The organism is Serinibacter arcticus (assembly GCF_003121705.1).
Classification (GTDB): domain Bacteria; phylum Actinomycetota; class Actinomycetes; order Actinomycetales; family Beutenbergiaceae; genus Litorihabitans.
Genome location: NZ_PYHR01000002.1, coordinates 1692277 through 1706180, shown reverse-complemented (window position 1 = coordinate 1706180; position 13904 = coordinate 1692277). Strand labels below are relative to the sequence as shown.

General features: G+C 73.4%; 11 protein-coding genes and 2 pseudogenes. 6 read left to right on the top strand and 7 right to left on the bottom strand.

Annotation, left to right across the window (positions count from 1 at the left end; genetic code table 11):
* Positions 1-59: 59 nt before the first annotated feature.
* Entirely contained in the window at positions 60-1364 is a 1305-nt protein-coding gene (locus tag C8046_RS18645; protein WP_199224414.1) for a WXG100 family type VII secretion target, read from the bottom strand.
* Positions 1361-1690, bottom strand: coding sequence for a hypothetical protein (locus C8046_RS07885; RefSeq protein WP_109228963.1), 330 nt, complete (start codon positions 1688-1690; stop codon positions 1361-1363). Before C8046_RS07885 ends, C8046_RS18645 begins: the two co-directional genes overlap by 4 nt.
* A 139-nt stretch (positions 1691-1829) precedes the next feature.
* On the opposite strand from C8046_RS07885, the gene C8046_RS07880 reads away from it, so the two are divergent.
* Entirely contained in the window at positions 1830-3722 is a 1893-nt protein-coding gene (locus C8046_RS07880; protein WP_158277167.1) for a serine/threonine-protein kinase, read from the top strand.
* Positions 3723-3760: 38 nt separating this feature from the next.
* On the opposite strand, the gene C8046_RS19265 is transcribed toward C8046_RS07880, so the two are convergent.
* Both C8046_RS19265 and C8046_RS19725 read right to left on the bottom strand, forming a co-directional pair.
* Positions 3761-4756 (bottom strand): serine hydrolase, encoded by a 996-nt coding sequence (locus C8046_RS19265; RefSeq protein WP_419183576.1) that lies wholly within the window; start codon positions 4754-4756, stop codon positions 3761-3763.
* Positions 4730-4966: pseudogene (locus tag C8046_RS19725) on the bottom strand (Cpe/LpqF family protein); the annotation flags it as partial. The gene C8046_RS19265 and the pseudogene C8046_RS19725, both read right to left, overlap by 27 nt.
* 18 nt (positions 4967-4984) lie before the next feature.
* Here C8046_RS19725 and C8046_RS19260 point away from each other — a divergent pair.
* The gene (locus C8046_RS19260; RefSeq protein ID WP_109228960.1) at positions 4985-5191 is read left to right on the top strand and encodes a hypothetical protein; all 207 of its coding nucleotides are present in this window, start codon (positions 4985-4987) and stop codon (positions 5189-5191) included.
* Between the two features lie 613 nt (positions 5192-5804).
* Positions 5805-6890, top strand: coding sequence for a type IV toxin-antitoxin system AbiEi family antitoxin domain-containing protein (locus C8046_RS07865; protein WP_146197097.1), 1086 nt, complete (start codon positions 5805-5807; stop codon positions 6888-6890).
* A 153-nt stretch (positions 6891-7043) separates the two neighbouring features.
* On the opposite strand, the gene C8046_RS07860 is transcribed toward C8046_RS07865, so the two are convergent.
* Positions 7044-7694, bottom strand: a complete 651-nt coding sequence (locus C8046_RS07860; RefSeq protein WP_109228958.1) for a potassium channel family protein — start codon at positions 7692-7694, stop codon at positions 7044-7046.
* 40 nt (positions 7695-7734) lie between these two features.
* On the bottom strand, positions 7735-9105 hold the full coding sequence (locus C8046_RS07855; protein ID WP_109228957.1) for a TrkH family potassium uptake protein: 1371 nt from the start codon (positions 9103-9105) through the stop codon (positions 7735-7737).
* A 159-nt stretch (positions 9106-9264) separates the two neighbouring features.
* Here C8046_RS07855 and C8046_RS07850 point away from each other — a divergent pair, with 159 nt between their 5' ends.
* Positions 9265-10644, top strand: coding sequence for a GntP family permease (locus tag C8046_RS07850; RefSeq protein ID WP_109228956.1), 1380 nt, complete (start codon positions 9265-9267; stop codon positions 10642-10644).
* A 15-nt stretch (positions 10645-10659) separates the two neighbouring features.
* Here the strand turns inward: C8046_RS07850 and C8046_RS07845 are convergent.
* Positions 10660-11163, bottom strand: a pseudogene (locus C8046_RS07845) (TetR/AcrR family transcriptional regulator); the annotation flags it as partial.
* Between the two features lie 185 nt (positions 11164-11348).
* Between C8046_RS07845 and C8046_RS07840 the strand changes: the two are divergent.
* Positions 11349-12602: an alpha-amylase family protein gene (locus tag C8046_RS07840; protein WP_109228954.1), complete on the top strand. Its 1254-nt coding sequence runs from the start codon at positions 11349-11351 to the stop codon at positions 12600-12602.
* Between the two features lie 122 nt (positions 12603-12724).
* Positions 12725-13900 (top strand): acetoin utilization protein AcuC, encoded by a 1176-nt coding sequence (locus C8046_RS07835; RefSeq protein WP_109230828.1) that lies wholly within the window; start codon positions 12725-12727, stop codon positions 13898-13900.
* Positions 13901-13904 lie beyond the last annotated feature (4 nt).

The following is a 13904-nucleotide window of genomic DNA, read 5'->3' as shown; positions in this document are numbered from 1 at the left end:
TCAGGGTAGGACAGGCGCGGCGACGCGCGTGGCGTCGAGCGCTCCGCGGGGGGCCGGGGTCAGTCGAAGGGGTTGAGCGAGGAGACGGCGTCGCCGATCGCGTCCCCGACGTTCTCCGCCGCGTCACCGATCGCGTCGCCGACGTCGTCCACGAAGTCGGTGGTCGCGTCCCAGGCCTCCCCGATACCGTCGGCGATCGCCTCACGGTTGTTCCAGACGGCGAGGCCGCCGTAGATGACCCCGGTGACGGCGGCGGCGCCGATCGTCACCGGATTGGGGGCGATCATCGCGGCGGTGAGCGACGCGTTGAACCCGACCTCGGCGATGTCCTGGACGTACTCGGTGCCGTTGGCCCTGAAGGCGTCCACCGGGTTCCCCTGCGAGATGACGTTCGCCAGGCTCAGTCCCGTGGAGGCCACGCCGCCCACGATGCCCAGACCGCGGAGCATCCCGACGTTGCCCACGGTGCCGAGGGCGGTGTTGCCCCGGGCGAGCGTGAGCAGGCTCTGGGTCCGGCTCGCCGTGAGGACACCGTTCACGGAGACCGGGGCCCCCATCAGCAGGCGCGAGAGGGGACCGGAGACGCTGCCGGTGGCCATGCCGTTGAGGAAGGCGGGCGGGATCTTCAGCTTCGTGTCGAGGAAACGGCCGAAGATGCCGTTCGAGGTCAGCGGCGTGCCCGTGCGCACGTGGTCGACGATCTTGCTGATGTTCGTGTACACGCTGAGTGCGGCGGCCGGCACCGGGGCGAGGTTCATCCCCGCCTCGACGAGCTGGTGGAAGTCCTGGAGGATCGGCACCTCCTGCATCCAGTCGATCATCAGGCCCTGCAGGTAGTCGTTGATGCCCTCGGCGTGCTCCGGCACGTGGGGCGGCATGTCGGCGTCGATCACCTGGACCAGCGCCAGCGCCGCGTCCTCGAACGTGTCCTTGGCGTCGTGGTACTCCTCCCAGAGCCCGAGCACCGCGGTGTCGAAGACCGTCACCTCGTCCTGCGCCTCGACGGACTCCTCGGGGGTCGTCGGCGGGTTCGGGCGGCGCTGGTACCGGGCGAGCGCCGTCGCGTGCCGGGCGTTGAGGTCGTCGACCTCGTCCTGGAAGGTCTCCAGAGCCGTGGCGTAGGTGTCGATCGCGGCAGAGGCGCGCTGTGCGGCTCCGGACAGCTCCTCCACGAGGGTGGCGAGGCCGTTGAGGCTCGTGACGGCGACGAGCGAGGAGTCGCCCTCCCACACGTCACCGAGCGAACCGCCCTCGCGCCGGAGATCGGCCGCAGCCGTCTCGGTCGTCGTGTGCACGCGCCGTTGATCGGCCGCGGTGCTCCGCAGCACCTCGGGACTCCCGTCGGGACGGGTGAACAGGCTCACCGGGGCACCGCCCCGGTCCCGGGCCCGGTCGTGGCCCGGACGAACGCGTCGGCGGACGCGTCGTCGGTCGCGGTGTAGGCGTCGGCGACGCTCTCCATCGTCGTCGCGGCGGCGCTCGCGACGCCGCGGAGGCTGGTGGCGAACGGATCCCACCACGAGGCGTACTTCGACAGCGCGTCCGCGGCGATGTCGTGACCGGCCGATCCCGACGCGCTCGAGGCCGTCGCGACGTCGGGTGCCGCCTCCGTCAGCGGCGTCTCCACCTCGCGAACCTTGCCGGCCACGCTGCGCAGCCCCGCCGGGTCCAACCACACCGTGTCGCCCATGACGTCACGCTCCTCTCGTCGTCCTGGGATCACGCTAGGCAGAGGGCAGGCCGGCGTGGGGATCGGGCCGGTGGGGAGAACTCCCCATCGCCGCGCGGCACCCGGCGACCGGCCGCACCCTCGGGATACGTTCTTCCCCATGGTCAGCGCCGGGGACGAGGTCGGGGGGTACACCCTCGTGCACCGTCTCGGGTCCGGGGGCATGGGGACGGTCTGGGAGGCGCGCGACGCCGAGGGCTCCGCCGTCGCGATCAAGCTGCTGCACCCCGCGATCAGCGCCGACCCGGACGCGCGTTCACGGCTGGCGCGCGAGGTGGCCAACCTCCACCGCGTGCGCGGGAACCGCGTGGCGCGGGTGCTCGACGCCGAGGTGGAGGACGACCTCGCGTTCGTCGTCACGGACCTCGTCGAGGGACTGAGCCTCGAGGAGTCCGTCGCCCAGGAGGGCGCCTTCGACCCGGTCGACCTCCACCCGCTCGCGGAGGGCCTGTTCGAGGCCGTCGCGCAGGTGCACGACGCCGGGCTGCTGCACCGCGACCTCAAGCCGGGCAACGTCATGGTCACCTACGACGGCCCCGTGCTCATCGACTTCGGCATCGCGCAGCTGGCCGACGACGACCGCCTCACCCACACCGGCTTCGTCACCGGGACCCCGGGGTTCCTCGACCCCGCGACGCTGTCGGGCGGCGCGCTCGGCCGCGCGGGGGACTGGTTCGGCTGGGCCGCGGTGCTGCTCTTCGCGGCCACGGGTCGGCCGCCGTTCGGTCGCGGCCCGATGGAGGCCGTCCTGGGACGGATGACGACGGCGCGGCCCGATCTCGACCACCTCTCGCCCGCGGTGGCGGCTGCGTTCCGGAACGCCCTCGCACCCGATCCCGCCGCGCGGCCCGAACCGCACGTGCTGCTGCAGGTGCTCGAGAACGACGCGCTCGGCGTCGACCAGGAGGTCCCCGCCGCGACCGCCCTCGTCCCGGCGCCCCCCGGCCCCGTCGCCGGGGCCGACGCGACCACGCTGGTGCCGGCACCGCCCGGGCCGACGTGGCGGGGCGAGGGGACGACGGCGCAGCCCGAGGCTGCGGCCGGGGCCGGGGCCGGGGCCGGTACCGGGGTAAGGGACGGGGCAGGGCCGGGTGCCGGACCGGCGCCCACGCGGCGGATGCCGACGACGCAACCGCCGGCGCAGCAGCCTCGCACCTCCGCGGGCGTCGACACCGCGGCGGCGGGGGCGGCTCCGGGCGCCGACGCCACGACCGTGTACCCGCCGTCCCGCTCCCGTCGCGGACGGAAGGCCGACGAGCGCGGCCGGACCTCGCCGTCGTCCCCGCTGGTCTCCCCGCAGCCTGGCGCCGCGGCGCCGGGGCTCGTCGCGGCCGGGCAGGGCGGCCCCGCCGACGTCCCCTGGGCGGCAGCCCCGCAGGCGCCGCCGCCGGCGTGGGCGCTGCCGCCGCGACCGCAGCGGGCGCTCGTCGTCTCCTCGGGCGCGTTCGTGGTGGCGCTCGCGTTCGGCTGGCCCGGCGTCGCCGTCACGACGGCGGGGATCGGCTTCGCGCTGCTGACCGCGCTCGGGCTCGTCGAACGCCGCACCCGCGTGCGCCGGCTCGGGCACGGGCCCCGCCCCTCCGACCGCTGGGCCGCGGTCGGGTGGACGCTCCCGATGGTCGCCCTCGGGCTGCTCACCGCGGTGGTCCCGCTGGGCGTCGGCGCGATCGTGGCCGTGAGCCTGTGGTGGCTCGGCATGACGGTCGCGGCCGGTGAGCTCGTGGGTCAGGTGCCCGCGGGCTGGTCGCTGCTCGTCACGCCGCTGGCGCTCGCGGCCGGGCTGACCGCCGCCTGGTGGGTGCCGGTCGCCGACGCCACGCGCCTCGGGGCGCGGGCGTTCTGGCGGTCCGTGGCCCCGAGCGGGACGGTGCGGCAGGTGTGGGTGCTGCTGCTGGTGGGGCTCGCCGTCGGGCTCGCGCTGGCCGGCCTCGCCGGCATCGGGAGCGGGGGCGACGGCGTGTGGTGGCCGCTGCCGACACCGCCCCAGGTCTGATCCCGACGGCGTCTCGCCGGAGCCTGACTCCAGGAGCCTCACTCGAGGAGCATCACCGCGTCCTGCGTCGCCGCCAGGTAGGGCCGGCCGTCGGTGGTCAGCGACGGCTGGTCGCTGCGGGCCTGCAGCGTGAGGACGTGGTCGCCGTCGGGGCCGGAGACGAACCAGCTCAGCGCGAGCACGCCCATGGAGCTTCCGCCCTTGAACGCGACCTCGTCGAAGGTCGACGCCACCTCGGGGGCGAAGCCCGGATTGGCGCCGAGGATGTCCGGCACCGGCTCACCGGCCGGGGTCTCCGCCTTCTTCTGCAGGGCGAGGTGCGCCGCGACGAGGTCCTCCGGCGTCGCGAACCAGTCCACGCCGTCCTGCCAGACGGGCGTCGAGACCGTCAGCGGGTCGACCCCGGGGAGCCCGGAGGGCAGCGAGGCGAGCAGGTCACGACGGACGGTCTCGTCGCCGTCGGCCCAGGTCGTGCGGCGCGTGGCGTCGTCGCCCCACCCGATCACGAACAGGTCGCGCGTCGTGAGCAGCGGGATGTTCAGGGAGGGGTCGTGGTGGCCCATCTCGGCCAGCTGCGTCTCGACGGCCTCGCGACCGACGGCAGCGACGAGCATGTCGGTGGCGGTGTTGTCGCTGATCGCGATCATCGCCTCGGCGGCCTCGCGGACGGTGACCGTGGTGCCGCTCGGGGCGTCCTGGAGCTCGCCGCTCGGCAGGCTCTTGAGGTCGTCGGTGACGGTGAGCGTGTCCTCCCACGTCAGCGTCCCCGCCTCGACCGCGTCGACGACGGCGCCGAGCACGTACAGCTTGACGATCGAGCCGACGGGGAAGGCGCCCTCCTCGCCGGAGCTGAAGACCACCTCGGGGGCGTCGGGGTCGGTGACGTCCGTGACCACGAGCGTCGTCTCGGCGGGCAGGTTCTCGACGGCGGTGCCGAGCTCCTCCCACGAGGTCGCGGGCGTGTGCTCGAAGGCGGGCTGGAAGAACAGGCGCTCGATCAGGCCGGCGGCGTCGAGAGCGAGCGTGAGCTCCAGCTTCTCGCCGCCCGCGTCCCGCAGCTGCACGACGGCGGAGGTGTCGTCGCCCTCGTAGCCGATCGGCTCCCAGGGGCCGGTGGCGGCAACGCCTGCGAAGGCCTGCACGAGACCGGCGCCGTCGAGCTGGGCGGTGACGGCCGGGGCGAGCCGGGCCTGCGCGTCCGCGGGGTCGACGACGGCATCGGGAGCCAGCGCCGCGATCGTCCAGGTGACCTGCTCCCGACCGTGGTGGCGGGGATCTCGACGACCTCGGCCGCCTCGGTCTCCTCGGAGGCGGGCTCGGTGGGGGAGGCGGACGTCGCGTCCTCGGTGGTCGACGGCGTGTCGGTCGCGTCGTCGGCGGGGCCGCTGCAGGCGCCGAGGACGAGCGCGAGCGCGGCCACGAGCGCGGCGGGGGCGTGTCTGCGGGTCGAGGAGCTCATGACTCCATGAGAACCCGCCGGGCCGGTCCGGCGCATCAGTCGCGTGGCGGAGGCCGCGCGGGGGAGGACGGTCGGGGGAGGGCGGCGACCCCGGGGCTGGGGTGCGCGGGTGGGGTGCGGTGCGCCTGAACTGCTGGGTGGTGGGTGGTGTGGGGTGGCGACCCCGTGGTTGGGGTGCGCGGGTGGGTTGCGGTGCGCCTGAACTGCTGGGTGGTGGGTGGTGCGGTGAGGCCGGGGTTGGGGTGTGCGGGTGGGTTGCGGTGCGCCTGGACTGCTGGGTGGTGGGTGGTGCGGTGAGGCCGGGGTTGGGGTGTGCGGGTGGGTTGCGGTGCGCCTGGACTGCTGGGTGGTGGGTGGTGCGGTGAGGCCGGGGTTGGGGTGTGCGGGTGGGTTGCGGTGCGCCTGGACTGCTGGATGGTGGGTGGTGCGGTGAGGCCGGGGTTGGGGTGTGCGGGTGGGTTGCGGTGCGCCCGGACCCCTGGGTGGGCTGGGGCGGGTGAGCGAGGGGCGCAGATGAGGCGTCAGCCAGCCGAGCGCTGTCCCCAGGGGGACGCCGCGTCGGAATGTGCAGATCGTCGGTCGACACCTTGGCGGTGAGCTGCGGGGTCGCGGTTCCCTCGGGCATGGGCACCGACACCACCCCGACCTCGGCCGAGAGACGACTGCCCCCGATCGTGAGGGCACCGGTCCCGGTGCTGCTCGACACCAGCAGCACCGCCGCTCCGACGTCGTTGCGAGCTCCGGTGCTCGCCGACCTCCTGCCCGCGGCGGTCGTGCGGCTGGCGACCACCCAGCACGGCCTCCTCACGTCGTCCCAGCTCGCGATGTGCGGCGTCTCGGTCGCCGTCGCGAAGCGCCGGGTCCTGACCGGACGCTGGCGGCGACCTACGCGGGGCGTCTACGACGTCGCCTCCTCGAGCCCCCTGCAGCTACGACCCGATGCAAGGCACCGTCGCGCTGCAGCTCTCGCACTCCTCGCGTTCGGTGGGCGGGCGACGGCGGTCGGGTTCTCCGCTCTCGCGTGTCACGGGGTCTGGGGACTGCCCGTCCACTCCCCGGAGGTGACCTGCGGTTCTGCGCGTTCGGACCGGGACGGGCTCCGGTGTCGGGAGGTGTCCCTGACGCGTTCGCCCGTTCAGGTCGGTGCCTTTCGGTGCGCCCATCCGGTCGATGCACTGGCGCAGGCGCTGCCGCGATGCTCCCCCCGCACCGCGCTCGGGATGCTCGACAGCGCGCTGCACCGCCAGGTCGTCACGGAGGAGGAGGTCGCCGAGGTCAGGGCGCTCCTCGTCGGGCGGCGTGGCGCGGCAGGGCTGGCGGTGGTGTGGGCGCTGGTCGACGGGCGGAGGGAGTCGCCGCTCGAGTCGTGGGCCTACTACGACCTCGACGCGGCGGGCCTCCGGCCGACCGACATCCAGGTCCGGATCGTCGACGCCAGCGGCGTCCTCGTCGCCCGAGGCGACATCGGGTTCCGGCTCCCCGACGGTTCCTGGCTCATCGTGGAGCTCAACGGCCGCGAGTATCACGGGGTCGCGGTCCGGGACGACACCCGGAGGAACGCCGTGGTGGCCACGGAGAGGGCTCGCGTCCTGGACTACTGGGCGGAGCACCTCGGGGTAGGCGGAACGATGGTTCGTCAGGTGCGCGACGTCCTGGACCGTGCGGGTGCCTGGAGTGCACCGGTGTCGGAACGCCGGCGAGCAGGGTGAGCCTGGGGTTGGGGCGAGTGAGGGGGGCGGGGTGCGCCGCAACCCCGGGGTGGGCGGGGTGCGGCGGTGGTGAGCCCGGGGTTGGGGCGCGTGAGGAGACGGGGGTGCGCCGCAACCCCGGGGTGGGCGGAGCCCGCAGCGGCGACGACGCCCCTACGGCCGCGCCGCGAACCGCTCCAGCAGCGTCGAGTCGCCCGAGACGATGAGCAGGTCGTCGCCGTCGATCCGGGTCTCGTCGAGGGCGTACTGGAACGGGACGCCCGGAGCCTTGACCCCGATGATCGTCACGCCGTAGCGCTTGCGCACTTGCGCCTGCGCGATCGTGAAACCGTGCAGCTCCTGGGGCGGACGCATCTTCACGATCGTGAAGCCGTCCTCCATCTCGATGTAGTCGAGCATCTTCCCCGACACGAGGTGCGCGACCCGCTGCCCGGCGTCGAACTCGGGGTAGACGACGTGGTGGGCGCCGATGCGGCGCAGGATGCGGCCGTGCTCGGCGGAGATCGCCTTGCCCCAGATCTGCGGGATCTCGAGGTCCACGAGGTTGCCCGTGATGAGCACGCTCGCCTCGAGCTCGGTCCCGACGCCGACCACCACCGTGTGGAAGTCGCGTGCGCCGAGCTGCTCGAGGGCCTCGGGGTTGGTGGCGTCCGCCTCGACCAGCGGGATGCGCCCGGACCAGGTGCGGATGAGGTCGGGGTCGCGCTCGACGCCCAGCACCCGGCGTCCGAGCTGGTCCAGCGTCGAGGCGAGGGCGGCGCCGAACCGCCCCAGCCCGATCACCAGGACGGTGGAGGAGTCCACCTCGGCGCGGCGCTCTCGAGCGGGTCGCGCGGGTCGCACATCAACCAATGATCGGCCTTTCCTCGGGCAGACGGATGACCCGGCGCCTGCTGCGCAGGGCCAGGGCCGCGGCCAGCGTCATGGTGCCGGTGCGGCCGAAGAACATGAGGGCGGCGAGCACGAGCTGCGCGCCGTCGGGGAGGTCGGCGGTGATGCCGGTGGAGAGGCCGCACGTCGCGAACGCCGAGATCACCTCGAACAGGATGACGTCCAGCGTGAGGTCCGTCATCGTCAGGAGGAGCAGCGTCGCGATGCCGACGAGAGTCGCACCGATGAACGACACCGCGACCGCCAGCCGCAGCACGGTCGGGTCGATCCGCCGTCGGAACGCGTCGATGTCGCGGTCACCGCGCGACTCGGCCACGATCGCGAGGAGCATGACCGCCAGCGTCGTGACCTTGATGCCGCCCGCCGTCGAGGCGCTGCCGCCACCGACGAACATCAGCGCGTCGGTGAGGAACCACGTCGCCTCACGCATCTCGCCGACGTCGACCGTGGAGAAGCCGCTCGAACGCGGCGTCATGCCGGCGACCAGCGAGGCGAGGATGCGGTCGGCCACGGGCAGCGCGCCGAACGTCTTCTCGTTGAACCACTCGAACGCGCCGATCAGCACCGTGCCGACGACGACGAGCACGCCGCTCGCGGCCAGCGTCATCTTGGTGTGGAGCGCCACGCGGCGGAGCTGGTGCCGGTGCGTCCAGACGTTGAGGATCACCGGGAAGCCGATGGCGCCGATGAAGGTGCCCACCACGATCGGCAGGCACATCCACCAGTCGCCCACGTAGGGGTACATGCCCTCCGGCATGATGACGAAGCCCGCGTTGTTGAAGATCGAGACCGACAGGAACGTGGCCTCCCAGGCGGCGTCGGCGGCGCCGTGCCCGAGGGTGAGGAAGCGGGGGAAGAGGATCAGCGCCAGCGCGACCTCGAGCACCACGGACGCGACGATGACCGCGCGGATCAGCCCGCCGACCTCGCCGAGCTTGTTCGTCTTCGTCTCGCTCGCGGTCAGGAGCCGCTGCGTGAGACCGATCCGCCGGGAGACCGCCAGGCCCAGGATCGAGGCCAGCGTCATGACGCCGAGGCCACCGATCTTGATCGCGACGGCGATGACCACCTGCCCGAACGGCGACCAGTAGGTGGCGGTGTCGACCGTGGTCAGGCCGGTCACGCACACGGCGGAGGTGGCGGTGAACAGCGCGTCCACGAAGGTCGGGCGCTCGCCGCTCGTGGTGGCCGCCGGCTGCCACAGCAGGAACGTGATGACGGCGATCACCGAGGCGAACACGGTGACGGCGAGGCGGGCGGGGGAGCGTCGGGCGACGCGGTCCACGATGTCGCGCGCGGCGACGAGCGGTGCCGGGATCTCCACCCGTGACCTCCCTGCGACGCGCACGACGACGGACGGCGGCGTGCTGTCCGGCGCCCACTGTAGGCCGCTCACCGCCCGGACCGCCGTGCGGCGCGGCCGTGGTCAGCGAGCGGCCCCGCGTGGTACACCGGTGGTCACCGAGGGCAAGGGAGCCATCGCATGGAGGTCGTCCACACCGTCATCGCCATCGTGCTGGTGATCGGACTCATCATCTGGCTCAAGGTCGACCCGGTGATCTCGCTGGTCATCGCGTGCCTCTACCTCGGGCTCGCCTCCGGCGTCGGCATGACCGGCACCGTCGAGGCGATCACGGGCGGGTTCGGCTCGATCATGGCCAAGGTCGGCCTGCTGATCGGGTTCGGAGTCCTGATAGGTGCCTTGCTGCACTCGCTCGGGACGTTCCGCAAGCTCGTCCGGCTGCTGCTGCGCGTCGTGGGACCGGGCAGGTTGCCGTACGCGCTGGCCGGGGCGATGTCGACGGTGTTCCCGTCGATCTACGTCGACGTCCAGGTCGTCCTGGCGGCGCCGATCGCCCGGTCGTCGGCACCGTTCGTGGGGAAGAACGGGCTGGGGCTCGCCCACCTGTCCGGCGCGATCGGCGTCGGGATCTTCGCCGGCTACGTGTTCGTCATCCCGGGGCTCGCGGCCGTCTCGATCGCGGGCCTGCTCGACGTCCCGCTCGGCACGTGGCTGCTGTACGGCATCGTGCTCGGCCCGGTCACGGCGCTGGTGTCCACGTGGCTGTTCGGCCTGCTCGTCCGGCGCGGCTACTGGAAGCCCGCCACCGACGAGGAGCCGACCACGGGCGACGACCCGCTCGTCGACGTCGACCCCGGCACGGTCGGTTCGGGGCCGTCGGAGGACGCCGCGAAGCCCGACGTCGACGTCCCCCTCGGGATCTCGCTGCTGCCGATCCTCGTGCCGCTCGTGATGATCGCCTACGGCGCGTTCGCCGATCTCGCCGGTCGCTCGAACGCGTTCGTGGAGTTCATCGGCAACGCCAACGTCGCGCTGTTCGTCGGCCTCCTCGGCGCCTACGTCCTGGTCATCGCCTCGACCGGTCGCGACGGCGCCGCGCAGGCCCTGTCCAGCGGCTTCCGCACCACGGGCGAGATCCTGCTCGTCACCGGGGTCGGCGGTTCCCTGGGGGCCGTGATCGACGCGAGCGGCATGGGCGACACGCTCGCCGGCCTCTTCTCGGCGGGTTCCGGTGCGGCGGTCCTGACGAGCATCCTGCTCGCCTGGATGGTCGCGGCGATCCTGCACCTCGCGATCGGATCCGTGTCCGTCGCCGCCATCGCCGCCGCGGGCATCATCGCGCCGGTGCTCGGGTCGATCGACGTCGCCCCGATCGCCGTCGGGCTCGCGATCGCGTCCGGCTCGATGTTCGCACTCACCGTCAACAGCAACTTCTTCTGGATGTTCAAGACGCTGCTCGGGCTCACGACCCGCGGTGCCCTGAAATCCATGACGATGGTGACGAGCATCGCCTCGCTCGTCTCGCTGCCGCTCGTGGTGGGGATCGCGCTGGTCGTCTGAGCGAGTCGGTTCGAGCTAGCGACCCCAGTCGCCGAGGGCTCCCTCGAGCGCACCGAGGGCGGCGTCGACCAGCGGCCAGCGCTCCTCCTCGAGGCTGCCGCCGGCGACCCAGGCCACGACGGCGACGTCCAGGAACCCGAGGAAGCCGGTGACCGCCCAGCGGTGGCGGGCGTCCGTCCGCGGCTGGAGCGCCGCCTCCACGAGGGCGAGGTGTGCCTGGCGCGCCTCGCGGCGCACGGCCCGGGCGGTCGGCGGCTCGACGGCGGAGTCCGCCAGCGGGGCGGCCCAGTCCAGGGGGCCGTGGGCGACGGCGTCGAGGTGCGTCAGGATCGCGGTCCGGATCCGGTCGCGGGCGCTGGTCCCGACGGGCAGCTCGTCCTGCGCGCTGGTCTGCGCGGTACTGAGCTCGTCGAGGTGCTGGGCGAGGACGTCGGTGTAGAGCGCGGCCTTGGTGGGGAAGTAGCGGTAGACGAGGGCCTCGGACGCGTCGGCCGCCGCGGCCACCGCCGACACGGCCGTGCCCTCGTACCCGTCAGGGCGAACTGCTCGGTGGCCGCCTCGAGGATGGTGCGGCGGCGCTCGGCCGGGTCCAGCCGCCGGCGGGGGCGGCCTCCGTCGGGCTCGATGCTCATGCGATCCACCCTAGCCCCTTGGTGAGGTAGGCTCAGCAACGTTGTTGAGCCGAACTCACCAAGGAGATCCGCATGACCCCGTGGTCCGAGCACGTTCTGTGGTGGCACGTCTACCCGCTGGGGTTCGCCGGTGTGCCCGTGCGCGAGGAGCACGCCCCGCCGTCACCCGGAGGAGGGCTGCGCGGACTGGTGCCGTGGGTCGACCACGTCGTCGAGCTCGGCCTGAACGGGCTGCTGCTGGGACCGGTCTTCACCTCGAGCACGCACGGCTACGACACGCTCGACCACCTCGAGATCGACGCCAGGCTGGGGAGTCGGTCCGACTTCGACGCGCTGGTCGGGGCCGCCCGGGAGCGCGGCGTGCGCGTCCTTCTCGACGGCGTCTTCAACCACGTCGGCCGCGAGCACCCGCTCGCGCGCCGGGCGCTGGCGGAGGGGCGCGACGGCGAGCTGGCCGGCTGGTTCCGCATCGACTGGGACGCCGACGGCGGCCCGGCGTTCGCCGACTTCGAGGGGCACTCGAGCCTCGTCGCGCTCAACCACGACAACCCCGCCGTCGCCGACTGGGTCGCCGACGTGATGATCCACTGGCTCGACGCCGGTGCGGACGGCTGGCGGCTGGACGCGGCCTACGCCGTCGCCCCCGGCTTCTGGGCCGCGGTGCTGCCGCGCGTGCGCGAGCGCCACCCCGGCGCGTGGATCCTCGGCGAGATGATCCATGGCGACTACGCCGGGTACGTGGCCGAGTCCGGTATCGACTCCGTGACGCAGTACGAGCTGTGGAAGGCGATCTGGAGCAGCCTCGAGCAGGAGAACTTCTACGAGCTGGAGTGGACGCTGCGCCGCCACGAGGACCTGCTGGCGACGTTCGTGCCACAGACGTTCGTGGGCAACCACGACGTCACGCGGATCGCGAGCCGGGTCGGCGTCGACAAGGCGGTGCTCGCGCTCGTCGTCCTGATGACGACGGCGGGCGTGCCCTCGGTCTACGCGGGTGACGAGGTGGGGATGCTCGGGGTGAAGGAGGACCGGCTCGGGGGCGACGACGCCGTGCGGCCGGCCTTCCCGACCGACCCGTCCGCGCTGGCGGACGTGCACGGCCCGGTGGCTGACGCGCACCGCGCCCTGGTCGCGGTGCGCCGCCGCCACCCGTGGCTGCTGTGGGCGCGGACGACCGTGCGCGAGCTGAGCAACACCCGCTGCGTGCTCGCGGTCGAGCCGCGCGACGGCGACGTCGGCGCGCTCGTCGTCGAGCTCGACGTGACCGGGGCTCCGCGCGCCCGGGTGACCGCCGACGACGGCGGTGTGCTCTTCGCCTGGGGCTGAGGATCCGGTGGCGGTCGGGTGCGTCCCGACCGCCGTCGTGCACCCCGGGCTCGCGCCCGCGGTGCCGCTCGCGCGGCCGTGACCCTAGGCTGGTCGCGGGGCCGGGAGCGATAGGGGTGGCGATGGTGGAGGCTGGTGCGCGGACCGCGTTCGTGTGGTCCGACGACCTGCCGAGGTACGACTTCGGCCCCGGGCACCCGATGGCGCCGATCCGGCTGTCGCTGACCCGCGATCTGGTGCGGGCGCTCGAGCTGCCCGGCGTCGTCGAGATCGACGTCGCGCCCGCCGACGACGCCGTCCTCGCGAGCGTGCACACGCCGCCGTTCATCCAGTCGGTTCGCGCCGGCGCGCTGGGCGTGGCCAACGAGGGCTACGGCATCGGCACCGAGGAGAACCCGGTCTTCCCGGAGATCCACGTCGCCGCCCGTCGCATCGTCGGCTCCACGCTGGCCGCCGCCCGCTCGGTCTGGACCACGGACGTGCCGCACGCCGTCTCGATCGCCGGTGGCATGCACCACGCGATGCCCGACCGGGCCTCCGGCTTCTGCGTCTACAACGACATCGGCGTCGCGATCCAGTGGCTGCTCGACAACGGCGCCGCGAGGGTCGCCTACATCGACCTGGACGCCCACCACGGCGACGGGGTCCAGGAGATCTTCTGGAACGACCCGCGCGTGCTGACGATCTCCGTCCACGAGTCGGGCACGACGCTCTTCCCCGGCACCGGGTTCCCCGCCGACACCGGGGGATCGGACGCCGTCGGGTCGGCCGTCAACCTCGCGCTGCCCGCGCGCACGCGCGGACCGCAGTGGCTGCGGGCGATCGAGGCGATCGTGCCGCCGCTGGTCGCCGAGTTCGCGCCCGACGTCATCGTGAGCCAGCACGGGGCCGACGCCCACGGGAACGACCAGCTCACCAACCTGCGCGTGAGCGTGGACCACCAGCTCGCCGCGGCGCGGCTGGTGCGGGAGCTCGCGCGCGAGCACGCGGGAGACCGGTGGGTCGCGACCGGGGGTGGCGGCTACACGGTGGTGGAGGTGGTGCCGCGCGTGTGGGCGGGGCTCACGGCGATCTCGGCGGGGATCGACCCCGACCTCGAGGGCGAGCTGCCGCGCGCGTGGCGCACCGCTGTCGAGCAGCGGCTCCGCCTGCCGGCACCCGAGCGGTGGGGCGACGGCGAGGGGGACGCCTTCGTGCCGTTCGCGTCCGGATTCGACCCGGCGGACGACGTCGACCGCGCGATCCTGGCGACGCGCCACGCGGTCTTCCCGGCGAACGGCATCGACCCGTCGTACTGAGCGT